Source organism: Acinetobacter sp. 231_lipA, assembly GCF_058243005.1.
The window spans coordinates 3291302-3313408 of record NZ_JBZAYU010000001.1 but is presented as its reverse complement, the minus strand read 5'-3'; the positions used below and the strand labels follow the sequence as shown (position 1 = coordinate 3313408).

The following is a 22107-nucleotide window of genomic DNA, read 5'->3' as shown; positions in this document are numbered from 1 at the left end:
TTTCAAGTATAGAATTTACCCGATAAAGGTAGCCAAATAAATATACAAGCTAATGCAACTGCCCCCTCATAGCTACACTTTAGCTTATCATATCGTGTTGCTATTCCTCTGAACTGCTTTAACCTACAAAATGCATTCTCAACTAAGTGTCTGATTTTATATAAATACCAATCCATATGATCATTATTTGACTGAGTATTTGATTTTCTTGGAATATTCGCTTTAGTTTTTTTCACAGATATTTGTTCTCTTAATGATTCAGAGTCATATCCTTTGTCTGCACAACATACTTCCGTTTCACTCAAATCAAGTTTTTCAATCATTTTGGGAGCAATCTTGACATCATGTATCGTTCCATCGGAGATAATAATTTCGATTGGATTGCCATCCGCATCAACAGCTAAGTGTATTTTAGAACTATTTCCACCAATGCTTTTAGAAATATCCTGATCTTTTATTCCAGCAGAATGTTGGTGTGCCCGAACATGACTAGCATCAATAAAAACCCATTCCATATCAGCATTTGAAGAAATTAATTTAAATATTTTCATTAACTTATCATTTTTACACCAACGATTATATTTTTTAAAGATTGAGTTATACGAACCAAATTCTTTAGGCAAATCACGCCATGGGCAGCCTGTTCTTATTCTATAAAGTATTGCTTCGACAAAATTTCTCAAATTAGATTTGAAATAGATATCAAAATTTCGGAAAATAGAAAGTAACTTAGACCAGTGTTGATCATTCAGCATTGTACGAGGCATAGCGAGAAGTAAATTTAGTTTGGCGATTAAATTTTACTTTCTCGCTATTTTTTTGAACAGTAAATGTCAACAGACCCTAGTAAAATATGAAAATAAATCATAGATTTAAGTCGAATAAATGGCTGCTGACTTTAATGTTGGTTTTGAGCGTGAATGTCTGGGCTGAACCGATTATTGTTGAAGGTGTTGTTCCAAATGATGCCAGTAAGCAAATCATTTTAAACAAGATGTATAGTGTTTATGGCGCTGACCAAGTGATTGATAAAATAAAGGTTAAAGCAGTTAGCGCTCCAAATGGTTGGAGTGAATCTGTTGCGAATATGGTGGTTCCAGAGTTAAAAAAAGTTTACCAAGGTAAACTTTCTGTACGTGGTACGCAAATGGAACTTAATGGAAAAATATCGAGTTCAAATGAAGTTCAGCCAACAACAAACTTATTCCAAAGTTTAGTAACGCCACCATATCGCTTGAATGCGCAGCTTTCTGTCAATCAGGCTGAACAGCAAATCATAGATGAAGCGCTTAAAAACAGAATTATAGAATTTGAATCTGGCAGTGCAGTTTTGGCTGTGAGTGGGACTCAGATCTTAGATGAAATGGCGGTGGCGCTAAATAAGGTTGGAGGGAAAAAGGTCAAAATTATCGGACATACAGATAGTTCAGGTGACGTCGCAAAGAATCTTGCTTTAAGTAAAGAACGTGCTGTAGCTGTGAAAAATTATTTGATCAATAAAAGTATTGCAGCAGAACGCTTAAGTGTTGAAGGATTGGGCTCAAACAAACCTGTTGCTGATAATGCGACTGCAGATGGCCGTAAGAAAAACCGTCGAATTGAATTTGATGTGATATAAATTATTTCTCTGTACACGACAAATTTCACAGAACCCTTATCCTATCAGGGTTCTGCCTTCTTAAAATTGCCAAAATTTCCTTAAACTCTTCTTTTTTCCCAAAACCAATTAAACGCTGAATCGCCATTTGAACATAGTCTAAACCATAGCGAAATAAACTCATTGAGAGTCGTCCATGCTTCTTTATTTTTATCACTTTTTTTTGATCATGTTGCCATTCACCCGTTAAGTAACACCAACAGAAGCTTATAGCTAACACCGCAATCAATTTTTTCACTCGTCTAGGGTCTGTCAAGCGCGTATTTTCAAGATTAAACCCGCGTCCTTTGAGACAACTGAATAAGGTTTCAATTTCCCAGCGTAATGCATAATCCTGAATAGCATTGGCATTAAACTGAGGAGAAACGACGAGTAAAAGCTCTCCATTTTCTAACTGTAGTGCACTTATATATAGTTTCACCCGACCAACCAAAATCCGTCGTTTACGACATTCAATTTGACCAACTTTAAGATGGCGAAATAAATCACTAATTTTATGATTCTTTCCTAAATGATTGGTGACAATGAAGTTTTTTTAACACGAATGCAGAAGTTGATGTCTTGTTCAATTAACCATGTAAACCACTGCTCACCGATAAACTCTCTGTCTGCGAACACATTCACAATACGGTCTTTACCAAAAATGGCTATAAAGCGTTGAATCAAAGCAATGCGCTCTTTCGTATCTGAATTTCCACGTTTATTAAGCAATGTCCAAAGGATAGGTATCGCTATTCCACGATAAACGATTGCGAGCATCAGGATATTAATATTTCGTTTTCCCCATTTCCAATTGGTTCTATCTAAAGTCAGTTGCACTTGGTCGAATGAAAACATATTGAAAATCAACTGAGAAATTTGACGATAATCAAAATACTGACCTGCAAAGAAGCGCTGCATACGTCGATAAAATGATTGTGGTAAGCACTTGATGGGCAAGGCTTTAGATGCAGAAGAAAGATTACATGTTTGCTTTAAAATAATCACAAGCATGATGAGCGCAAAGCACTTTAAATGTGACTTGTTCCATTTTAGATATTTGTTTAAGATAAGATATAACTCATTGAGATGTGTCATAGTATTCGTCGTTAGAAAACAATTATTATGACATTATTTCAATGAGTTATCTATTTTTGTCGTGTACAGAGAAATAATTTATTATTGTTATTCACCAATTAAAATGTCTATGCGATAAACCATTTAAAATGTCCTGTTTTTAACCACAAGAGTCAAGCACAGGATTTAACTTTCTTTGTTCAATAATGGCTTTCTGAGCTTTACGACTCGGCATACTTTTCTTGGATCTAGAGCGTTTGTTTTGCTTATCCAGTTCTTCATGCTGTTGCTGAATATGGGCTAGAACTGAACCTAATCTTTTATTCTCCACCACTTCATTTTGTTGTAATCCAAGCAGTTTATTGAAGATGCTGTAGTTAAGCTTTCGTCCCTTATGCATCATGGCCACAGTCCCATCTGGGTATTCCAAGAATGCAATGTGCAGAGGTGGATCAGGAAATTTGAACAACACTTATAAGTGATATTTTGCTCCCCAAATGATGTTATAAACATCAATATATGGAGTATTTTATGGCACGTAGACCAAGAAGAAATCATTCAAATGATTTTAAAGCTAAGGTAGCACTTGCTGCGATTAAAGCAGAAAAAACACTTGCTGAATTGAGTGCTGAATTTGATGTTCATCAAAACCAAATTATCGACTGGAAAAATCAACTGATTTCAGCTTCCTCGCAAGCTTTCGATCAATCAAAAGCTCCAACAGAACCACCCATCGATCTAAAAAAACTACATGCAAAAATCGGTGAGCAGGCATTAGAAATTGATTTTTTAGAAGGTGTGTTGAAGAAACTGGGCCGCTTCAACCACAAAAGTTAATCGATGACTCACTTCAGATTTCAGTATCTAAGCAAGCTAAGCTGCTGAAAGTCTCCCGTGGTTGTTATTACTATCGCCCAAAACCTGTGAGTGAATCAGATCTGAAGCTGATGCGCTGTATGGATGAGTTACATATGCAATACCCTTTTGCAGGTAGCCGTATGATGCGTGATTTGTTGAATCGTCAAGGACATCATATAGGACGACGTCATACACGTACTTTAATGAAGAAAATGGGCATTAATGCGTTATATCGTAAACCAAATCTAAGTCAGGCCAATCAAGCTCACCGTAAATATCCATATCTGCTCAAAGGATTGGCTATTCAGCGCAGTAATCAAGTGTGGTCTACGGATATAACGTATATCCCTATGGCAAAAGGCTTTGTTTATTTATGTGCTGTGATTGATTGGCATAGCCGCAAGGTACTTGCGCATAGAGTATCGATTAGTATGGAGGTTACATTTTGCATAGAAACATTAAATGAAGCTATTGAAAAATATGGTCGACCTGAAATATTTAATACAGACCAAGGCAGTCAGTTTACCAGTGATGCATTTATTGATGTATTGAAATCAAATGGCATTCAAATCAGTATGGATGGTAAAGGTCGATGGGTTGATAATGTGATGGTTGAACGATTATGGCGGAGCGTTAAATATGAAGAGGTGTATCTCAAAGCCTACAGCAATGTTTTGGATGCGAAGAAGCAATTAAACGCATATTTTGAATTTTATAATTTGAAACGACCTCATTCGAGTCTGGACAAAATGACTCCAGATGAGTTTTACTATGACCAGCTACCACAACAAAATAAGGTAGCTTAACTAGAGCAGAGTATCACTTATAAATAAGCTTTTAGTTGTTCAAACATGTGGGACCACCTCTGTGCTGTCCTATGAGCGTTTGATTTAATTCTGTCGGCTCAAGTAGGTAAATACATTTGTCATAGCTAATCGTTAGGCTCTTCGTCACTTTACGTGGTTCTTGCCAGGTAAAAATATCATCTAGTTCAAGATTAGATTCCGTTAAGGGCCTATGTAAATTCTTCGGATTTCTCGCACACTTGGCAAACTTCTGATTGAACTGCTCAATAAAGCAGGGCAGCCATGTATTGGCTTCTGCAATGCTATTGATACCTTCAAGGCGCATCTCTTTAATCAGACGATCCTGAAGCGTTCTATTGGCGCGTTCTACGCGACCCTTGGCCTGTGGGGAGTTGGCGAAGATAATATCAATATTTAACTCATTCAGAATTCGACCAAACTGAGTCACCTTCGTTTGTTGTGTACTACTTTGATTCACCCTAAATACTGAATGTTTGTCGCTATAAAAGGCCAAAGGCTTGCCGTATTGTTCAATATAGGCTCGGGTTGAAAGCATATAGTCAAAGGTCGTTTCAGCCTGACAGAAGCGCAGATGTAACAGCTTGCCCGTCGCATCATCGATATAAACCAGCAAGCAGCATTTAGCAGCCCGACCTTCAAACCAGTCATGATATGAGCCATCAATTTGAATCAACTCACCGAGACAATCACGGTTATAGCGCGGTTGATATGGACGTTTCAGGCGTTTGGAGCGTGGAATCCATAGCTCATTAGCCGTCATCCAACGCCGAATCGTTTCTACTGGGATAGTCAGGTTAAACATACTGCTGAGCTTCTCATGCGCTAAGGTGGGACCAAAGCCCAGCAGATGTTCAGAAATAATGGAAAGACATTGTGATTTGACCAATTCATCATGGCGATGATGACCAGCTTGACCACGACTAGCATGGGCCATAGCTGAAACACCATCTTGATTGAGCTTCTGCAATAGTCGGGTAATTTGACGAGTTGATAGGTTCAGAATTTCAGCAGCACGGACTTGGGTAATACGATGATCTCGAACGTCTTGCAGGACTGCAAGACGTTGAATTTCTTTATTAGACATAGTGATTAGCATCTATATTTATATCCAGTCCATGATGATAAAAACCATCATAAACTAGACATTTTTATTGGTGAGAATATAGACACTTTAAATGGGTTTTAACATTATATTACGTATAATGTATATTATGTTAAATCCGATACACCTAACAATAACTTCATATCCTTCTTTCTTAAACTAAAATTCAATAACTTAACTAATTTCTATTTCAATCATAAAATATGATATGTTGACATTAATAATACTTCATAAACTTTACTATGTTTGCTTTAAAAACAATTCATTTGGAAAAGAAATTCTCAAACGAAAATCAAATTATTCTTTTATTTGATTTGGATTCATCTTGTCCATGTTTGTACCCTATGCTGTACACCATGAAATTTCTTAGATTTCAAAGTATTTCTACGCAGCATGCAGATTTAATCGCAATAAAATTTTGGTATGAATTTTGGTTTGAAAAGTTTGCCACGTCCTTTTGTGAATCTTTTTATTCGTCGTCATACAACTTTGAAATCATTCAAAGTGAAATTGATAATTTCATTATCTATTTAGAAAACAACAAAAAAATTGACAGTAATCTCATAAGATTAAGAAATAAAGAACATACTAACTACACTACAATTGGCCATAGAATTAGATCCTTTCTAAAGTTTTACAACTTTTTGATTGATGAATACTTAAGCATCCAATCACGACCACAACTCACGTTAAAAGAAATTCAAAAAATTAAAGAAAACTTGAATAAATATATGACAATAAAGAAAAAAATTATAAATAACTTTTCAAAAGCCAATAAAACAATTAAAAGTGAGATAAATCATAATTTTAAGAGCATGAATCAGGAAATGATTAAAGGATTGTATTCAATTATTTCACCGAGCAACGCTAATAAATACAATGAATTAAATCCTTTTATATCTAAAAGTGTGCAACTCAGAAATTTTCTGATCATACATCTCATGCTTAACTATGGTCTTAGAATTGGTGAACTTATGCTACTAACAACTAATTCTATTAAAAAATCAATTCAGAATCATAATTTTAGCTTAATTATTACAAATACAGATGATGAGTTTGATGATCGATCAAAAAAGCCAAAAATCAAAAATGAATATTCGTACCGAGTAATAAAACTACAGGAACGAGACTATAGAATCCTTCAAATTTATATGAATGAAATCCGAAATGAAATCCCTTCACAAATCTTATTTACATCTTTAAAGCCTCCCTACTCTGCTTTAAGTTATGCCAGTGTTAAAAAGATATTTGATCAGATAGATTTATCATTAAAAGCATTGTTGCCTGAGTGTTTTGATACTTCAGCTTATGATTCAATAGAACGTCTAACTCCACACGTATGTAGACATTCTTGGGCTTATATGATGTTAAGTTTTTTGAACCGTACCGGGTTTGTCGGAGACTTTTTTATTTAAGTTAGGCCACCTGACCTAACGGATTAATCTTATCATAGTACATTGCTTCAAACTCAAAAGGCGACACATAACCCAGTGCACTGTGTACACGCTTTTTATTGAACCAATCTACCCAGTTTAGTGTGGCAAGTTGTACATCTGCTAAACCTTGCCAATCTGCTTTTAAATATTCAATCACCTCTGTTTTGTATAAGCCATTCACCGTTTCAGCCAGAGCATTATCGTATGAATCACCAGTCGTACCGACTGATGCTCGTAAATTTGCTGCTTCTAAACGATTGGTATAGCGAATGGAAAGATATTGCACACCTCTGTCGGAATGATGAATCACATTCTTTGGCATGCCTCGATCGTGCAATGCTTGCTCAAGTGCATCGAGCACCATATCTGTATTCATCCGTGTAGATACTTTCCATCCAACAATTGCTCGTGAGAACACATCAATAATAAATGCGGTGTAGACCCAGCCAGAATTGGTTTGAATATACGTAAAGTCACTGACCCATAATTGGTCAGGTCGATCAGCACTAAAATTCCGTTTCACTAAATCACCTGCCCGTTTTTGATCATCTCGGCTGCGGGTAGTTTGTTTGTTCTTACCACGCCAAACACCTTGTATATCTAGCTTTTGCATCAATCGAGCAACTGTACAACGTGCAATAACATAACCCTCACGTTTCAATTGTTGCCAAACTTTACGTACACCATATCGACCTGAACTTTCTTTCCAAATACGTTTAATCTCCTCAGCATGATGTAAATCATGCAGAGCACGTTTCGCTCGATGTTCTGGGTTATCAACGAGATCTAAAGCCCGATAATAGGTCGAAGCTGCAATCGGTAAAATTCTACAAATCGCTTCAACACCATATCGATCTTTATTGTTATGGATAAAATCCACCATTATTTGTGTGGGCGGTCGAGCTCCGCCTGGGCGAAAAAAGCGGCTGCTTTACGTAGAATTTCGTTAGCACGTTGCAGTTCTTTAATTTCACGTTCCATTTGCTTCATTTTTTCTTGATCAGATATCTGTTGTACTTTAATAGGATTTTGCTGATCTAAATGCTTTTGATGCCAGGCACGAAGTGTTTCAGGAGTACAACCAATCTTAGGCGCAATTGCTGTGATTGCAGCCCAAGTAGAAGGATAATCTTTTTCAGATTCAATCAATAATTGAACCGCTCTTTCTCTGATTTCAGGGGTATATTTTAATTTTGTCATCGGGATAGTCTCTCAGAATATTGACTCTCCGACAAACCCGGTACGGTTCACTATTTTAAGTACCAAGATATTGATTTACAAACACCTTATAGAAAGAACATGACTGATAGCAGGTCTAAGGAAGCTATGGCGAGGCTCATGAATGCTCGTAGAAAAATTGAGACTGTTATAGGTCAATTAACTGAACGATTTCACATTCAAAAAGTAAGAGCTAAAGATTTATGGCATTTAACGCATAGAATTACGCGTAAGATTCTTTCACATACCATTGCAGTAATTTTAAATATACGATTAGGAAATCCACCTTTACAGCTGGAAAGCCTTATTCAAAGTTGAGATTGGCGTAACTTTAACAATTGATAGGGGTTCAAAAATAGGCACTTGAGATCAATGCAGATCTGGCAAGTTTGTTCAAAAGTTACCATCGGGCAATTCAATGTAGACTTCTTGATTTCACAATACTAAGGAATCCTTAGTAATAACTCAAGTTGAAACTAAGAAAATCTTAGTTTTAAGGTGGGTGCCTATGTTTAATGCCAACACATAATTTAAATGTTTTTGCCTTACGATTACGTATAGCGCGCAAAGCAAAAAAACTTTCACAAGAGCGCTTAGGGATCTTGGCTGGAATTGATGAATCTTCTGCTAGTGCGCGTATGAATCAGTATGAACGTGGAAAACATGTTCCTGATTTTTTAATGGCTTCCAAAATTGCAGAAATTTTAGACTTACCAACAGCTTATTTTTATGTAGAAAACGATTTATTGGCAGAAATAATACAAGTTAGTCATACTTTAAGTAATGAGCAGAAGTTAGAAGTTCTACGATTTATTAAAGACTTACAAAAGTTTTGAATCTTATATCTTTCCTCTTGAATAAGATGAGTATAGTTCATGATGCAACTTTGACTTCGGTCTGGCGGAGGCAAAATGCTAGCTCATCTTGCCTCCTTCCTACGATTTAATCTCTGTTGTACTTTATTTTTAGATCTAAGTAGGTGTTTAGTCCCAGATTTTAATGGTGCAATATTCTCAGATAAATGGAAGGAAGCACTATGGGACAAGTTCTACACAGCAGCGCCACAACGACACAGGCAGTGCGTCGAGCAATACAAAATAGTCAAGAGAGCTTAAGAACGCTAGCCAAGCGTTACGGCATCAATCAAAAAACCGTCGCAAAATGGAAGAAACGTACTTCAGTAGATGATCTTACAACCGGCCCAAAGAATCCTCGCTCAAGCGTGTTATCGCCTGAAGATGAGGCGGCAATTGTTGCTTTTCGAAAACGCACTTTGTTGCCGCTAGACGATTGCCTTTATGCATTGCAGCCGAGTATTCCTTATCTGACACGCTCGTCGTTACACCGCTGCTTACAGCGGCATGGTATTTCACGACTGCCTGAGGTACAAGGTGATCGCCCTGTCAGGAAGCGCTTCAAGAGCTACCCCATTGGTTACTTTCATATCGACATCGCTGAGATGCAAACAGCACAGGGTAAGCTTTATCTCTTCGTTGCCATTGATCGCACTTCCAAGTTTGCGTTCACTGAATTGCATACTAAAGCCAGTAAGATGGCAGCCGCGGAATTCATGCGCAATCTGGTTAAGGCTGTGCCCTATAGAATCCATACGGTGCTAACAGATAACGGCATCCAGTTCACGAACCGCACCTGTGATCGCTACGCCTCTGAGCACATCTTTGATCGGGTTTGTACTGAATGTGGCATTGAACATCTTCTTACCAAGGTTAAGCATCCATGGACCAATGGACAGGTCGAGAGGATGAACCGAACGATTAAAGAAGCTACTGTCAAACGGTTCCATTACGACGATCACACTCAGCTATGCATTCACCTTGCTGATTTTATTGCTGCATACAACTTCGGTCGCAGACTCAAAACACTCAGGGGCCTGACTCCCTACGAATTCATCTGCAAACAGTGGACAGATGAACCTGAACTTTTTAAAATTGATCCGATCCATCAAATGCCGGGACTAAACAAGTAGGGTCTGTTGACATTTACTGTTCATAATTAACCCTATAAAGGTAGCCATAAAAATATACAGGCTAAAGCAACAGAACTTTGATAATTTCTTTTGAACTTGTCATATCGAGTAGCTATTCCTCTAAATTGCTTTAATCTACAAAACATATTTTCAACTAAATGCCTGATTTTATATAAATACCAGTCCATATGGTCATTGTTCGATTGGCTATTCGTTTTCTTGGGTATATTCGCTTTAGTCTCTGTTTTCCTGATCTGTTCACGCAGTGGTTCTGAATCATAGCCTTTATCTGCGCATACCACTTTTGTCTCTTTTAAATCTAATGTTGATATTAAATCAGGTGCAACTTTAACATCATGTGTGGTTCCATCGGTAATCATGAAATCAATAGGATTGCCATGTGCATCAACAATCAAATGTATTTTTGAGGAGTTTCCTCCTACACTTTTAGAAATAGATTGATTCGCTATGCCGGCAGAATGTTGATGAGCACGTACATGAGAGCCATCAATAAAAATCCACTCCATATCGGGGCATGAGGCTAGTAATTTGAATAATCTAAGTAACTTACCGCTGCTTGACCAACGATTAAAACGTTTGAAAATAGAGTTTGAATGGGCTTTGTTGCACAAACCTATCTGGGTAGTCCTCCCATAAATAACCGAAGTTAAAAGTAGAGGTTAAGCAGCCATTAAAGGTGGCTTTCCTTTGTTAGCCTGATGTGGTCTTTCATGATTGTAATGCCACAGCCAATTTGTTGCATAATCTTGTACTTCATCCAAAGTATCAAATAAATGTTTGCTCAGCCAGCTATAACGTACGGTTCTATTATAACGTTCAATATATGCATTCTGCTGTGGCTTACCTGGTTGAATATATTCAATACGTATACTGTGTTCAGTTGCCCAGCGTACAAATTCATGACTGATAAATTCAGGTCCATTGTCACATCGGATCACTAACGGTTTTTCTCGATATTCTAGTAACTGATTGAGGGTTCGAATAGGCTTTGTTGCACAAAGATTTGAAATGCAAAGCGCCCCTAATTGAGCCAAATTTAAGGCGTAACTTGGGTAAGTGGTCGACCTAATTCCGTAAATCTGTTTAGGACTGCTACACGTGCATGGATCTCATTCACTTGGCTATCAAAACTCCTTGCACTGAGTTTATCTCCTAATAATTTGATGCAATGCATCTTAGTTTCAACCAAACTTCGCCGATGATAGCCTGACCATTTTTTCCATAGTGTCCTGCCTAAACTTTTAATTGTTCGAAGTAATTCATTTCGCTCTAGCGAGCTACTCTTTGTATCTTTCCATTGTTTCGCATTTTTTCTAGGTGGAATCACCGCATGCCCTTGCCGATCTGCAATGACCTGACGGCATTGCTTGGTGTCATAAGCTCCATCGGTATAAACAGAGTTAATCTGCTCATCTTGTGGAATCTGATTAAGTAAATCACCAAGCACCTGTGAATCACTGACATTATTGGTTGTAAGCTGAACTGCTCGTATTTGTAGGGTTTTAGCATCTATACCAATATGAAGTTTACGCCATTGGCGACGATATTCAGGTCCATGTTTCTTGCGTTTCCATTCGCCCTCACCTAGAAACTTCATGCCTGTAGAGTCCATGAGTAGATACAGCCCATCGCTACTTTTTTGGTAGCTGATTACAATATCAATATGCTTTTGTCTTCTACAAAGCGTGGTGTAATCTGGAGCTATCCAATTTAATCCGCAAAGTTTAATCAGACTTTGCACAAAGCCAGTGACCATACGTAAAGACAGACGGAATAAGGATTTAATCATTAAGCAGCATTGGATGGCTGCGTCGGAGTAGGTTTGATTTCGCCCTTGTTTGCCTTTTGATGGCGCATACCATTGCGTAGCAGGATCAAACCAAATGGCAATATTTCCGCGACTCATGAGTGCTCGGTTATATGCGGGCCAATTGGTTGTGCGGTAGATTTTGTGTGTAGGCTTCTTCATTTGAAAATTATATCGCTGAAAAAGCCTTTACAGATAGGTTTGTGCAACAAAGCCCTCAACATCTATAAATCCTAGAAATCTGGATAAATATTTTCTTAATATTTTTCCTACTATAGGAAATCATTTATTCGTATTTGAAGTATAAAAATTTATTAGTAATATATTCTACAAATATGTTGAGTATACTACATGTCTATTTCTTTACTCATAACATCTCTGCCTACACAGAACACAAGTACTCGGATGAGAGTCTGGCGATCTTTGAAAGCAAGTGGTGCCGCGACCCTTAGAGATGGGGTCTACATACTCCCTATTAATCATAGTGAGAAGTTTACCTCTATTGCTAATGATGTTGTTTCTGAACAAGGAACTGCTTATGTGTTTTACGCAGAGCCACCTTTAAATCTTGAACTCGCACCTATTTTCAGTCGAAAAGAAGAGTACGAAACCCTCTATAAACAACTCACGGAAATAAGAGATCGTCAAACTAAAGATGATAAGAAAGAACTACTCAAACAGATTCGTAAATTAAGAAAAAGCATCGATGCACTTGTAGACATTGACTATTATCCAGATGAGACTCAAGTACAGGTTCTTAATGAACTTTCCTTATTGGAACTCACTATTGCACGTCTCGGTGAAGTCGATGAACCTAAAGCTATACAAGCTCATATTCAACATCTGGATAAAGGTAATTATCAAAACAGAATTTGGGCAACACGTAAAAGACCTTGGATTGATCGTCTAGCCTCTGCATGGCTAATCAAAACTTTTATAGATACCTCACCAACATTCATTTGGTTAGAAACCCCAACTGATTGCCCCGAAGATGCATTTGGATTCGATTTTGATGATGCAACTTTCAGTCATGTCAATCATTGGGTGACCTTCGAAGTTCTTTTACATAGTTTTGATCTAGAAACACCCGCATTAAAGAAAATCGCTGAAATTGTTCATTACCTTGATGTAGGAGGAATTGAGCCTCCAGAAGCGATTGGTATTGAAAAAGTTATTCAAGGAATTCGAAGTCAGATAAGTGACGATGACCAATTATTTGCATTATCGAATCACATTTTCGATGGCTTATATGCCAACCTATCAAGAGAATAATCATGGAACAAGAACTTGTTATACAACCAGAACAAGAGATACAGTCAGTTTCATTTTGGCAAGCATTCCTATTCTGGCTTAAATTGGGGTTCATTAGTTTTGGGGGGCCCGCAGGTCAAATTGCGGTCATGCACCAAGAACTGGTTGAACAAAAGCGGTGGATTTCAGAGAAGCGATTTTTGCATGCACTGAACTATTGTATGCTCTTACCGGGTCCTGAAGCACAACAATTAGCAACTTATATCGGTTGGTTAATGCATAGAACCGTCGGTGGTTTAGTTGCAGGGATTCTTTTTGTACTACCCTCACTATTTATTTTAATTGGTCTTTCATGGGTTTATGTAAAATTTGGTGATGTAGCCATTATTGCAGGGCTCTTTTACGGTATTAAACCTGCTGTTGTTGCCATTGTTTTTCATGCAACACATCGAATCGGCAGTCGATCACTTAAAAATAAATTTTTATGGCTGATTGCAGCCCTTTCATTTATTGCTATATTTTTCTTCAACTTACCCTTTCCTTTAATTGTGCTCTCTGCCGCAATCATTGGTTATCTAACCAGTAAAAAATATCCAAGCCTATTTTCTAGTGGAAACGCACACCAGCAGAATAAAAAAGATTATGGTCGTGCTTTAATTGATGATGATACTCCTACACCTGAACATGCGATCTTTAGCTGGAAACGATTGGGCAGTATTCTGCTAATTGGTGGTCTACTGTGGTTTATTCCAATCCTGAGCCTAAGCTTAACGCTGGGGTGGGATCATACTTACACCCAAATGGCTTGGTTCTTTACGAAAGCAGCCCTGCTCACCTTTGGTGGTGCCTATGCAGTATTGCCTTATGTTTATCAGGGTGCTGTAAGCTATTACGGTTGGTTAAGTCCGACTCAAATGATAGATGGCTTAGCTCTAGGTGAAAGCACGCCCGGCCCTTTAATTATGGTGGTCGCATTTGTTGGCTTTTTAGGAGCATTCAATCAAGCACTCTTAGGCTCAGATCATTTATTCTTGGCGGGCACCATTGGAGCAAGCATAGTCACTTGGTTTACTTTCCTGTTTTCCTTTGTTTTTATTTTAGCTGGTGCACCAATTATCGAATCAACACATAATGAGCTCAAATTTACAGCTCCGTTAACGGCTATTACAGCCGCAGTTGTTGGTGTGATTCTTAACCTTGCCCTATTTTTTGCTTATCATGTACTTTGGCCAACAGGTTTTAACGGCTCTTTCGATATTGTTGGTGCGTTAATTGCACTTGTAGCTTTGGTTGGCTTATTTCATTTCCAGCTCAAAGTGATGTACGTCCTTGCAGCTTCAGCATTAATTGGTTTAATTTGCTTTAACTTTCTTTCTATGTAATTTAAACAGTCGAAGTATAAGCTTCGACTGTTTTTTATATCTTTATATTTCTATTTGACTACCGATCTCTACCACACGATTCGATGGAATCTGGTAAAAATCACTGATAGGACTAGTATTCTTATGCATACTCGAAAATATTTGTTCTCTCCATTTATCTAAGAGCTTATTCTGTTTAGAAATAATTCGTTCACGTGAAACGAAGAAGCTGATTTCCATTAGATTAAATTCAATATGATAAGCATCAAAAACAGATTCAAGCTCTATAGGTAAATTGGGTTGTTCTTTAAAACCATAATTCAATTTAATCCGAAAGAAGTTTAGCTCTAACTGTTCAACAAGAAACCTATCATCCTTAGAAACATACGGTATATCTTGGACATCAACTGTAACCAATACATTTCGTTCATGCAGAATTTTATTGTGCTTTAAATTATGCAAAAGTGCATGGGGAACAACATTTGGTGTACCCGTGAGGAAGACGGCAGTTCCAGTAACTTTATTAACCGAATCATCTACATGTTGAATGAACATATCTAAAGGTAGTGTATCGCTCTGAAGTTTTGCCTGAAGCTCCCCCCTACCTCTCTTCCAGATCATCATTAATGTGAAAACAATAAGGGCAACCACTACAGGCATCCACCCACCAATAAAGAATTTTAATAGGTTTGAACTTAGGAGTACCAAATCAATTACAACGAATGGAACAATAAATAGAATAAGTTTCCAAGTCTTCCATTTCCAATAACTATAAGCTAAAAACCCAACCAGAAGAGTGTCACAGAACATAGTCACAGTAACAGCTAGACCATAGGCTCCTGCTAAATTGCTACTACTTTTAAACAATAGAACAACTGCAATAATAGAAATAAATAAAAGCCAATTTAAAAAAGGAATATAAATTTGGCCCATTTCTGATTCAGAAGTATGCTGTATCGTTAAACGAGGTAAATACCCTAACTGGATTGCTTGTTTTGCCATTGAAAATACACCACTGATTAATGCTTGTGATGCGATAACCGCGGCAGCAGTAGCAAGTACAATCATTGGATAGAGTAACAATGACGGAACTAATAAATAAAATGGATTAGAAATAGCAGTAGGATCTCGAAGTAATAGAGCACCTTGTCCTGCATAATTCAGAATTAAACAAGGCAGTACGATAAGGAACCAACCGAACCGAATTGGTGCAACACCAAAATGTCCCATGTCAGCATAAAGGGCCTCACCGCCTGTCACGGTCAATACCACAGCCCCCATCACAAAAAAAGAAATTAGCGGGTTAGTGAGGATAAAAGAAATTCCCCAATGCGGGCTCAAAAAGGCCAAAATTGAAGGGCTTTGAATAATACTCATCCCCCCTAATCCACCGATGGCTAAAAACCACAATAAAGTGATAGGACCGAAAAACTTCCCCATTATAGCCGTGCCATGCCTTTGTACTAAAAACAAAGCTGTTAAAATTCCGATACTGATAGGGACAATGTATTTTGCAAGTGTAGGTGTAGCAATAGACAAACCCTCAACCGCAGATAACACTGACATTGCAGGGGTGATGATTCCATCCCCAAAAAATAAAGATGCTCCAATAAATCCTAAAGTAGTAATAATTATTTTTGTTCTATTCGAGAGCCCCTTTTGACGAAGATTCAAAGCTAACAATGCCATGATTCCCCCCTCACCATTATTATCGGCTCGCATGATCACCATGACATATTTAAGCGAGACAATCAGGGTAATAGTCCAAAATATTAAAGAGAGAATTCCCAAAATATTAATTTCATTGATAGGCATACCATGTGTTGCATGGAAGCTTTCTTTTAACGCATAAAGTGGGCTCGTACCAATATCTCCAAAAACCACACCTAATGCAGCTAACGTTAATATGGGGACACCAGCCTTTTCGGCTACCTGATTTTGCATATAGTAAAATCACATGATAAAAATTGTATCGATACTAGCACTACAATAACAACATTTACTCTTTAGACTAAAAAACCATAATTTCCTCACTTATTATTGTTTTTACAATTAATTGTAAAATAAAGGAAAATTCAACTAATTATTACTTCTCTCTTTATATATTCTAGAACATCAGCCATTTGAATTAGCGTAGAAATAACTTCCCTCAAACAAAATATCTAAAAATGATGAACAGAATACTGACTTTCTTATTCGCAGCCCAGTCATTGCATGTTCATCCAAACAGAACCTCGATTGAATTAGCTTTATGACTCTCGTTAATGAAGCTGCGAGATGTAATGCTAACAGTGCTTTCAGGTAATAAGGTATTGAAATAAATTTTGAACAATTCATATAAATAAGTTTCTCGTAATAAAAATTAAGCAGGTTGTTTGACCTGCTTAATTTGAGTAGGTTATATAGCAACTTGAAACTGAGTTATTCGATTTATCTCTACGGAAACATGAACGATTTCTTCGTGTATAGAGAGCCCTTTTCTGACACTATCGGCTGTCAGCTTATTGCTATCAGAATCTAATGAAAGAATACAAGAAAATTTACCTTTTCCTACCTTCCAAACATGAAAATCAGTAATAACAGCCTGCGCATCTAATTCTTCAATGACTTCAATAATTTCACCAACTACAGGATGTTCCATTTCAGCATCAAGTAAGGTTTTACCTGTTTCACGAATTAATCCCCAAGACCAGTGTGCGACCAAGATGGCACCTACAATACCCAATACAGCATCCAGAAAGTCCCAACCAAAAAACTTACCGGCAAACAATGCAATAATTGCCAATATAGAAGTCACTGCATCAGCCACAACATGTAAAAAAGCAGCCTTTTGATTTAAGTCATGATTATCATGATTGTGAGCATGGTCATGATGATGGTGGTCATGCTTATGACCGTGATGATGGTGATGACTACTGTCATGCAGCAACCATGCACATACGAAATTTACAATCAATCCAATTACAGCAATTGAAATTGCTTCATTGTAGTGAATATTAACTGGATTCATTAAACGCTCAACAGACTGAATCCCCATAAATACAGCAACGACCATCAATAGAATAGCGCTTGAGTAACCGGCTAAAATTTCAATTTTCCAAGTGCCAAAGCAAAAACGCTGATCTTGTGAATATTTCCGAGCCATTCTATACGCAAAATATGCTAAGCCTAACGCCAGCATATGTGAACTCATATGCCACCCATCTGCTAACAAAGCCATTGAATTAAAAAACCATCCCCCAAAAATTTCAAAGACCATCATCACGCCAGTTAAAATGGTTGCTATCAAAATTTTCTTTTGTGCTAAAGGATTCCCCTCATCAAATTGATGGGTATGGTTACTTTTTACATTACTTAAATATTGCATTTGAATGTGCCACAATAGATACTCCCCCACAGTATATATTTTTTATGAGTAAAAGCTATGTCTCACTTAAATCAAAACAAAAAAATCATGAACCGTATAAAACGGATACAAGGTCAAACCAATGCCATAGAGCAGAACTTATTATCTGAAAATATTTCTTGTATCGAAGTTCTACAACAAATTGCCGCCATAAAAGGAGCAATAACAGGTTTAATGAATGAACTAATTGAGCTTCATCTTAGAGAGCATGTACTTAGTGATTTAGAAAAAATAAATGAAGAAGATTTGAATGACTTCTTAGCCCTAATTAACCGTTATACATAAAAAAGAGCACAGTTTGTTATATCACTTAAAAACTGTGCTCAACTCACTCTTTGTTAATGACAGTGATGATCACCTGTTTTGCTATTGGTATGGCAACCCTGTGAATTTGTACCGCCTGAATGGGCATTTACATTTGTCACTGTAAGTATCAATAAAGAAAAAAATAAAATTTTGCTCATAACACCCTCTTTAAATTAATATTCAAGATATAAAGAAGTTAAACTGTACATTATTTAAACAAAATGTTCAAAATTTACTTAAAAAATACCAAGATAAAGCAAATAAATAAAAATATATCTTAATAATTTTGCACAAATAACAATTGATAAAAATTTAATGAACTTCTCTTTTAATACACCACTGACTAAGGTAATAGGATCGCCAATGATCGGAACCCAACTTAGAAATAATATTGCTGATCCGTATTGCATATATAAATTTTGGGCTCGTAGTAATTTGCTTTCTGAAATAGGAAACCACTTTTTATTCTTTAAAAGTTCCAGTTTCATACCAAACCACCAATTTAGACAAGAACCAAGGACATTTCCCACTGTAGCTACTAGGATTAGTAAAACAATAGAATATTCACCGAGTACCAATAATCCTGCTAGAACAGATTCAGACTGTAAAGGAAGTAGCGTAGCCGCTCCAAAGGCACTCAAAAACAAGAATAGATAAGCAATCATCTATTTAGGCCATTTCTGATGATATTCATCAATCACATATTCATGTTCATGCCTTTTACCATGCTTGTGATTCACTAAGTGCTCATGATCCGCAGGTAAATCATCATGTGAATGAACTAAAATCAAGTCATCCTGTTTTGGCCAAATGAAAAAAGCAAAAGACATTGCGATTAAAGCTATGATTGCCATAGGGACAAAAGTAAATAATGTTCCCACATTAGTACTTAACCATCCTACCAATGGATAAGTAATCAGCCAACAAGCATGAGAAAATGCAAATTGGGCAGCGAACAATGAAGTCCTATTTTCACTCGATGCAGATTTACGAATTAAACGACCTGTAGGCGTTTGTGATACAGAATATCCTATCCCTAAAATAAACCACAAAACTAAAAGCCCTCTATAAGAAGATATTAAATATCCGCAGAACAGGCCAGCTACCAAAATTGCCGTACCAGTTAACATGACAGAGCGATCATTTAACTTTTCTAAGACTATAGGCAATATGAAGGCTGCCAACATTGAACCCAAACCAAATAAACCAAATGCCCATGTCGTCGCTTTTTCCGTCAAGCCAAAGGTCGTTTGAACAAGAACGACTGTATTTACGATAACGACTGCACTGGCTGATGCAATTGCCAGATTTAGTGCCAAAAGTGCTTTTAGACGCGGGGTATTAAAATAAATTTTTGTCCCTTGCTTTATACGGCTGTAGATACCTTTAAACTCAGGTACTTTAGCAATAGGTAGTTTTGCACTGACAACAAATAGAGCTGAGCCAATAAAACCAATTACTGTTCCTAAAAACAAATTGTGATAGCTAATATAGGTCAGAAGAAATCCAGCCAACATTGGGCTAATGATATTTTCTAAATCATAGGCTAAACGTGAAAGTGACAACGCATTTGTATATTCTTTTTCTTCAGGCAATACGTCAGGAATCATGGCTTGAAATGTTGGTGTAAAGGCAGCAGATGCAGATTGTAAAATAAAAATTAAGACATAAATTTGCCAAATCTGAGTGACAAAAGGCAGACATAATGCTGTTAAAGCACGAATGATATCTAAAACTACTAAAACTTTTTTACGTGGTAGTCGTTCCGCAAATGCTGAAGCAATAGGTGCAACACCAATATATGCAATCATTTTGATTGCCAGCGCTATCCCAAGTACCTGAGCTGCTTCACCCTTGGCAATATCATATGCCTGCAAAGCTAACGCAATCGTAATGAGTCCCGTACCAATCAAAGCAATGACTTGAGCTAAGAACAAATGCCTATATGTTGTGTTTTTTAATACTTCTAGCATTTTAGGGACTCCTTTATTTAGAACCTAATTGTTATGCAGAACAGGTTCCAAATGAGGTCTAAACCTCATCTGGAATTTTAAAAATTAAAAGACTTTTTTCATTTCACTAAATTGACCTTCTACATTTAGAGTCACAGTGATTGTATTTTCAGTACGATTGCGCCAGAACCAGCCATGCTTACCATCGAATGCAGCAGTTAATGTTCCCTGTTGAGCAGTTTCATTTTTCCCTTTACCATAGCCATGATAGAAACCTTTTGGCGCATTTACAGCATCACCATGTGTGTCGTAGTTTAAGCCACCACCTGAAGACTTCCAATCAAAGGCTACACTCGCATCTTTAGGCATACTTAGCTTCACTTCCGTTGCCTGATTTGGTTTTAACTCAAGTGAAATTGTTTCTTTGGCAATTGGAGGCATCGGCATTTTTGAAGATGAACCCAATGGTAATGCACTACTTAAATTTTCAGTTTCCTGTTTAACTTGATTTGGAATTGAAGCCACTTGAGCTTCTCCTATCCCATTTTCTGATTCTTCCGCTAAGGATTGTTTGATCTCACCCATTTTGCTTAATCCAAGTACTTTACCAATCCCTGTAGGGTCAATCGCATACTCAGCAGGCATCACACAGGTCACTAAAACAACGATAGCGCTTACAGCTGCAATAGCCGTTGATTTAAGTAGTTTTTTTGAAGATGGTAGTTCAACATCTTTTGGAATTTCAGCGTTATACATAATTTAGATCCTTATTGAATAATGAAGCCGGTAAGTTGATAGCCAACAAGTAAAAAACCAAAGAACATTAAAAAGACATTACTTTGATATGCTGTTTTGAAGAAATAAGGCGTTTTTCTCCACATCGTCATCAGCAATAAAATGATAGCTAATGCCATGAATTGCCCTAATTCGACACCAATGTTGAATGAGATCAAATTCGCAAGCAGACCATCATCTGGCACTTCATATTCTTGAATTTTCACAGCTAAACCAAAACCATGAATCAAACCAAAAATCAGTGTGGCAATTTTTGTATTGGGCTGAAAACCGAACCAACGTTGATAAGCACCTAAATTATCTAAAGCTTTATAAACAATAGAAAAACCAATGATTGCATCAATAATGTAGGCATTCATTGAAATGTTGTAATACACACCTATGAGCATGGTAATTGAATGACCAATGGCAAATAAGCTGACATATAAACCAATATCTTTCATACGGTATAAGAAGAAAATAATACCAACGAGAAATAATAAATGGTCATATCCAGTGACCATGTGTTTGGCCCCCAAATAAATGAATGGAATCACATGGACACCATAAATTTCTTGAATATAGCCCTTATCACCTTCTGCTACGCCATGTGCAAAAAGTGCAGGACTAACAAGTAATATACTTAGAGCAATAAAGAGCTTTAAGTAGTTTTTTAACTTCACAAAATGTGAATCAATAATTTGCATATAAATCAAACTCCAAAATAAATAATGAATTGAGAACTCATTGAAGTTTTTGGTGGTTTGAAAATACGGCTTGCCATTAAAAAAATATAATTTTTAGTTCGTTCAAAAATCCGAATACTTAACAGAAGTAAAATGACTGCAATTGCTTTGATAGCTTCATAGCCAACAAAATGTTCATAAAGATTATCTTGATGACTATGTGAATACTGCTGATTTACTTCATGATGGTGAGAGTGAATTGCATCCACATAGTCATGCTCTTGAAGACTTATTTCAGTCACATGCTCATTAAAATGCAGGCATAGTGCAAGACTGATGATGCAGGCTAGCCACACCCTCAAAAATTTAAACTTTTTATCTCGCATCATGCTAGTCATCAAA

The 22107-nt window shown here is 37.0% G+C and carries 20 protein-coding genes, 5 pseudogenes and 1 other annotated feature; of the genes and pseudogenes, 9 read left to right on the top strand and 16 right to left on the bottom strand.

What is annotated here, in order from left to right:
* Positions 1–2: 2 nt before the first annotated feature.
* Positions 3–767, bottom strand: coding sequence for an IS5 family transposase (locus AC4CUX_RS16255; RefSeq protein WP_078426309.1), 765 nt, complete (start codon positions 765–767; stop codon positions 3–5).
* 134 nt (positions 768–901) lie between these two features.
* Between AC4CUX_RS16255 and AC4CUX_RS16250 the strand changes: the two genes are divergently transcribed.
* The gene (locus tag AC4CUX_RS16250) at positions 902–1618 is read left to right on the top strand and encodes an OmpA family protein (RefSeq protein ID WP_418655282.1); all 717 of its coding nucleotides are present in this window, start codon (positions 902–904) and stop codon (positions 1616–1618) included.
* A 25-nt stretch (positions 1619–1643) separates the two neighbouring features.
* On the opposite strand, the gene AC4CUX_RS16245 is transcribed toward AC4CUX_RS16250, so the two are convergent.
* Both AC4CUX_RS16245 and AC4CUX_RS16240 read right to left on the bottom strand, forming a co-directional pair.
* Positions 1644–2734 (bottom strand): IS4-like element ISAba1 family transposase gene (locus AC4CUX_RS16245; protein ID WP_088631513.1). Its coding sequence is split into 2 segments (ribosomal slippage): positions 1644–2194 and positions 2194–2734, totalling 1092 coding nucleotides; the frame shifts between segments, so codons are not numbered across the junction.
* A gap of 139 nt (positions 2735–2873) precedes the next feature.
* Positions 2874–3155, bottom strand: a pseudogene (locus AC4CUX_RS16240) (ISNCY family transposase); the annotation flags it as partial.
* Between the two features lie 89 nt (positions 3156–3244).
* Between AC4CUX_RS16240 and AC4CUX_RS16235 the strand changes: the two are divergent.
* Positions 3245–4377 (top strand): IS3 family transposase gene (locus AC4CUX_RS16235; RefSeq protein WP_228127453.1). Its coding sequence is split into 2 segments (ribosomal slippage): positions 3245–3497 and positions 3497–4377, totalling 1134 coding nucleotides; the frame shifts between segments, so codons are not numbered across the junction.
* 61 nt (positions 4378–4438) lie between these two features.
* On the opposite strand, the pseudogene AC4CUX_RS16230 reads toward AC4CUX_RS16235, so the two are convergent.
* Positions 4439–5494: pseudogene (locus AC4CUX_RS16230) on the bottom strand (ISNCY family transposase); the annotation flags it as partial.
* Between the two features lie 248 nt (positions 5495–5742).
* On the opposite strand from AC4CUX_RS16230, the gene AC4CUX_RS16225 reads away from it, so the two are divergent.
* Complete coding sequence (locus AC4CUX_RS16225) at positions 5743–6915, top strand: site-specific integrase (RefSeq protein ID WP_490792562.1); 1173 nt, start codon at positions 5743–5745, stop codon at positions 6913–6915.
* Position 6916: 1 nt separating this feature from the next.
* Here the strand turns inward: AC4CUX_RS16225 and AC4CUX_RS16220 are convergent.
* A protein-coding gene (locus tag AC4CUX_RS16220) for an IS3 family transposase (protein WP_490792561.1) occupies positions 6917–8136 on the bottom strand; the annotation gives its coding sequence in 2 pieces (ribosomal slippage) (positions 6917–7860 and positions 7860–8136; 1221 coding nt in all).
* Positions 7745–7861: a sequence feature (AL1L pseudoknot), on the bottom strand. Its footprint overlaps the gene before it by 117 nt.
* Before the next feature lie 51 nt (positions 8137–8187).
* Between AC4CUX_RS16220 and AC4CUX_RS16215 the strand changes: the two are divergent.
* From AC4CUX_RS16215 to AC4CUX_RS16205, 3 genes and pseudogenes are all read left to right on the top strand, one after another.
* Positions 8188–8472 (top strand): annotated as a pseudogene (locus AC4CUX_RS16215) (transposase); the annotation flags it as partial.
* A 197-nt stretch (positions 8473–8669) separates the two neighbouring features.
* Complete coding sequence (locus tag AC4CUX_RS16210) at positions 8670–8990, top strand: helix-turn-helix domain-containing protein (RefSeq protein ID WP_004695717.1); 321 nt, start codon at positions 8670–8672, stop codon at positions 8988–8990.
* 200 nt (positions 8991–9190) lie between these two features.
* A complete protein-coding gene (locus tag AC4CUX_RS16205) occupies positions 9191–10141 on the top strand; it encodes an IS481 family transposase (RefSeq protein WP_126036498.1) in 951 nt (316 codons plus the stop codon).
* 13 nt (positions 10142–10154) lie between these two features.
* Here the strand turns inward: AC4CUX_RS16205 and AC4CUX_RS16200 are convergent.
* From AC4CUX_RS16200 to AC4CUX_RS16190, 3 genes and pseudogenes are all read right to left on the bottom strand, one after another.
* Positions 10155–10758, bottom strand: a pseudogene (locus AC4CUX_RS16200) (IS5-like element ISAba31 family transposase); the annotation flags it as partial.
* 63 nt (positions 10759–10821) lie between these two features.
* Positions 10822–11148 (bottom strand): annotated as a pseudogene (locus tag AC4CUX_RS16195) (integrase core domain-containing protein); the annotation flags it as partial.
* Between the two features lie 50 nt (positions 11149–11198).
* Positions 11199–12131 carry an IS5 family transposase gene (locus AC4CUX_RS16190; RefSeq protein WP_490792560.1) on the bottom strand — a complete coding sequence of 311 codons (933 nt, stop codon included), beginning with the start codon at positions 12129–12131 and terminating at the stop codon, positions 11199–11201.
* A gap of 189 nt (positions 12132–12320) precedes the next feature.
* Between AC4CUX_RS16190 and AC4CUX_RS16185 the strand changes: the two genes are divergently transcribed.
* Entirely contained in the window at positions 12321–13241 is a 921-nt protein-coding gene (locus AC4CUX_RS16185) for a chromate resistance protein ChrB domain-containing protein (RefSeq protein ID WP_490792559.1), read from the top strand.
* Positions 13242–13243: 2 nt separating this feature from the next.
* Positions 13244–14602, top strand: a complete 1359-nt coding sequence (gene chrA / locus AC4CUX_RS16180; RefSeq protein WP_490792558.1) for a chromate efflux transporter — start codon at positions 13244–13246, stop codon at positions 14600–14602.
* A gap of 42 nt (positions 14603–14644) precedes the next feature.
* On the opposite strand, the gene AC4CUX_RS16175 is transcribed toward chrA, so the two are convergent.
* Positions 14645–16525: a potassium transporter Kup gene (locus AC4CUX_RS16175; protein ID WP_126036492.1), complete on the bottom strand. Its 1881-nt coding sequence runs from the start codon at positions 16523–16525 to the stop codon at positions 14645–14647.
* Positions 16526–16979: 454 nt separating this feature from the next.
* On the bottom strand, positions 16980–17948 hold the full coding sequence (dmeF, locus tag AC4CUX_RS16170; protein WP_490792557.1) for a CDF family Co(II)/Ni(II) efflux transporter DmeF: 969 nt from the start codon (positions 17946–17948) through the stop codon (positions 16980–16982).
* A 57-nt stretch (positions 17949–18005) separates the two neighbouring features.
* On the opposite strand from dmeF, the gene AC4CUX_RS16165 reads away from it, so the two are divergent.
* Positions 18006–18272: a metal/formaldehyde-sensitive transcriptional repressor gene (locus AC4CUX_RS16165; RefSeq protein WP_279692849.1), complete on the top strand. Its 267-nt coding sequence runs from the start codon at positions 18006–18008 to the stop codon at positions 18270–18272.
* A 53-nt stretch (positions 18273–18325) separates the two neighbouring features.
* Here the strand turns inward: AC4CUX_RS16165 and AC4CUX_RS16160 are convergent, their stop codons facing one another.
* From AC4CUX_RS16160 to AC4CUX_RS16135, 6 genes are all read right to left on the bottom strand, one after another.
* A complete protein-coding gene (locus AC4CUX_RS16160) occupies positions 18326–18451 on the bottom strand; it encodes a YHYH domain-containing protein (protein WP_101598941.1) in 126 nt (41 codons plus the stop codon).
* Positions 18452–18529: 78 nt separating this feature from the next.
* The gene (locus AC4CUX_RS16155) at positions 18530–18958 is read right to left on the bottom strand and encodes a YqaA family protein (RefSeq protein ID WP_005399451.1); all 429 of its coding nucleotides are present in this window, start codon (positions 18956–18958) and stop codon (positions 18530–18532) included.
* Positions 18959–20266, bottom strand: coding sequence for an MFS transporter (locus AC4CUX_RS16150; RefSeq protein ID WP_279692955.1), 1308 nt, complete (start codon positions 20264–20266; stop codon positions 18959–18961).
* Between the two features lie 84 nt (positions 20267–20350).
* A complete protein-coding gene (locus AC4CUX_RS16145) occupies positions 20351–21001 on the bottom strand; it encodes a hypothetical protein (RefSeq protein WP_005399453.1) in 651 nt (216 codons plus the stop codon).
* 11 nt (positions 21002–21012) lie between these two features.
* Complete coding sequence (locus AC4CUX_RS16140; protein ID WP_039889605.1) at positions 21013–21726, bottom strand: HupE/UreJ family protein; 714 nt, start codon at positions 21724–21726, stop codon at positions 21013–21015.
* Positions 21727–21731: 5 nt separating this feature from the next.
* Entirely contained in the window at positions 21732–22103 is a 372-nt protein-coding gene (locus AC4CUX_RS16135; protein ID WP_279692112.1) for a hypothetical protein, read from the bottom strand.
* Positions 22104–22107: the final 4 nt, after the last annotated feature.

What these genes read in the sequence shown, in the direction of transcription:
- AC4CUX_RS16255 (WP_078426309.1), bottom strand. Translation starts at nt 767, where the DNA reads ATGCCTCGTACAATGCTGAATGATCAACACTGGTCTAAGTTACTTTCT.
- AC4CUX_RS16250 (WP_418655282.1), top strand. Translation starts at nt 902, where the DNA reads ATGTTGGTTTTGAGCGTGAATGTCTGGGCTGAACCGATTATTGTTGAA.
- AC4CUX_RS16225 (WP_490792562.1), top strand. Translation starts at nt 5,743, where the DNA reads ATGTTTGCTTTAAAAACAATTCATTTGGAAAAGAAATTCTCAAACGAA.
- AC4CUX_RS16210 (WP_004695717.1), top strand. Translation starts at nt 8,670, where the DNA reads ATGCCAACACATAATTTAAATGTTTTTGCCTTACGATTACGTATAGCG.
- AC4CUX_RS16205 (WP_126036498.1), top strand. Translation starts at nt 9,191, where the DNA reads ATGGGACAAGTTCTACACAGCAGCGCCACAACGACACAGGCAGTGCGT.
- AC4CUX_RS16190 (WP_490792560.1), bottom strand. Translation starts at nt 12,131, where the DNA reads ATGAAGAAGCCTACACACAAAATCTACCGCACAACCAATTGGCCCGCA.
- AC4CUX_RS16185 (WP_490792559.1), top strand. Translation starts at nt 12,321, where the DNA reads ATGTCTATTTCTTTACTCATAACATCTCTGCCTACACAGAACACAAGT.
- chrA (WP_490792558.1), top strand. Translation starts at nt 13,244, where the DNA reads ATGGAACAAGAACTTGTTATACAACCAGAACAAGAGATACAGTCAGTT.
- AC4CUX_RS16175 (WP_126036492.1), bottom strand. Translation starts at nt 16,525, where the DNA reads ATGCAAAATCAGGTAGCCGAAAAGGCTGGTGTCCCCATATTAACGTTA.
- dmeF (WP_490792557.1), bottom strand. Translation starts at nt 17,948, where the DNA reads ATGCAATATTTAAGTAATGTAAAAAGTAACCATACCCATCAATTTGAT.
- AC4CUX_RS16165 (WP_279692849.1), top strand. Translation starts at nt 18,006, where the DNA reads ATGTCTCACTTAAATCAAAACAAAAAAATCATGAACCGTATAAAACGG.
- AC4CUX_RS16160 (WP_101598941.1), bottom strand. Translation starts at nt 18,451, where the DNA reads ATGAGCAAAATTTTATTTTTTTCTTTATTGATACTTACAGTGACAAAT.
- AC4CUX_RS16155 (WP_005399451.1), bottom strand. Translation starts at nt 18,958, where the DNA reads ATGATTGCTTATCTATTCTTGTTTTTGAGTGCCTTTGGAGCGGCTACG.
- AC4CUX_RS16150 (WP_279692955.1), bottom strand. Translation starts at nt 20,266, where the DNA reads ATGCTAGAAGTATTAAAAAACACAACATATAGGCATTTGTTCTTAGCT.
- AC4CUX_RS16145 (WP_005399453.1), bottom strand. Translation starts at nt 21,001, where the DNA reads ATGTATAACGCTGAAATTCCAAAAGATGTTGAACTACCATCTTCAAAA.
- AC4CUX_RS16140 (WP_039889605.1), bottom strand. Translation starts at nt 21,726, where the DNA reads ATGCAAATTATTGATTCACATTTTGTGAAGTTAAAAAACTACTTAAAG.
- AC4CUX_RS16135 (WP_279692112.1), bottom strand. Translation starts at nt 22,103, where the DNA reads ATGACTAGCATGATGCGAGATAAAAAGTTTAAATTTTTGAGGGTGTGG.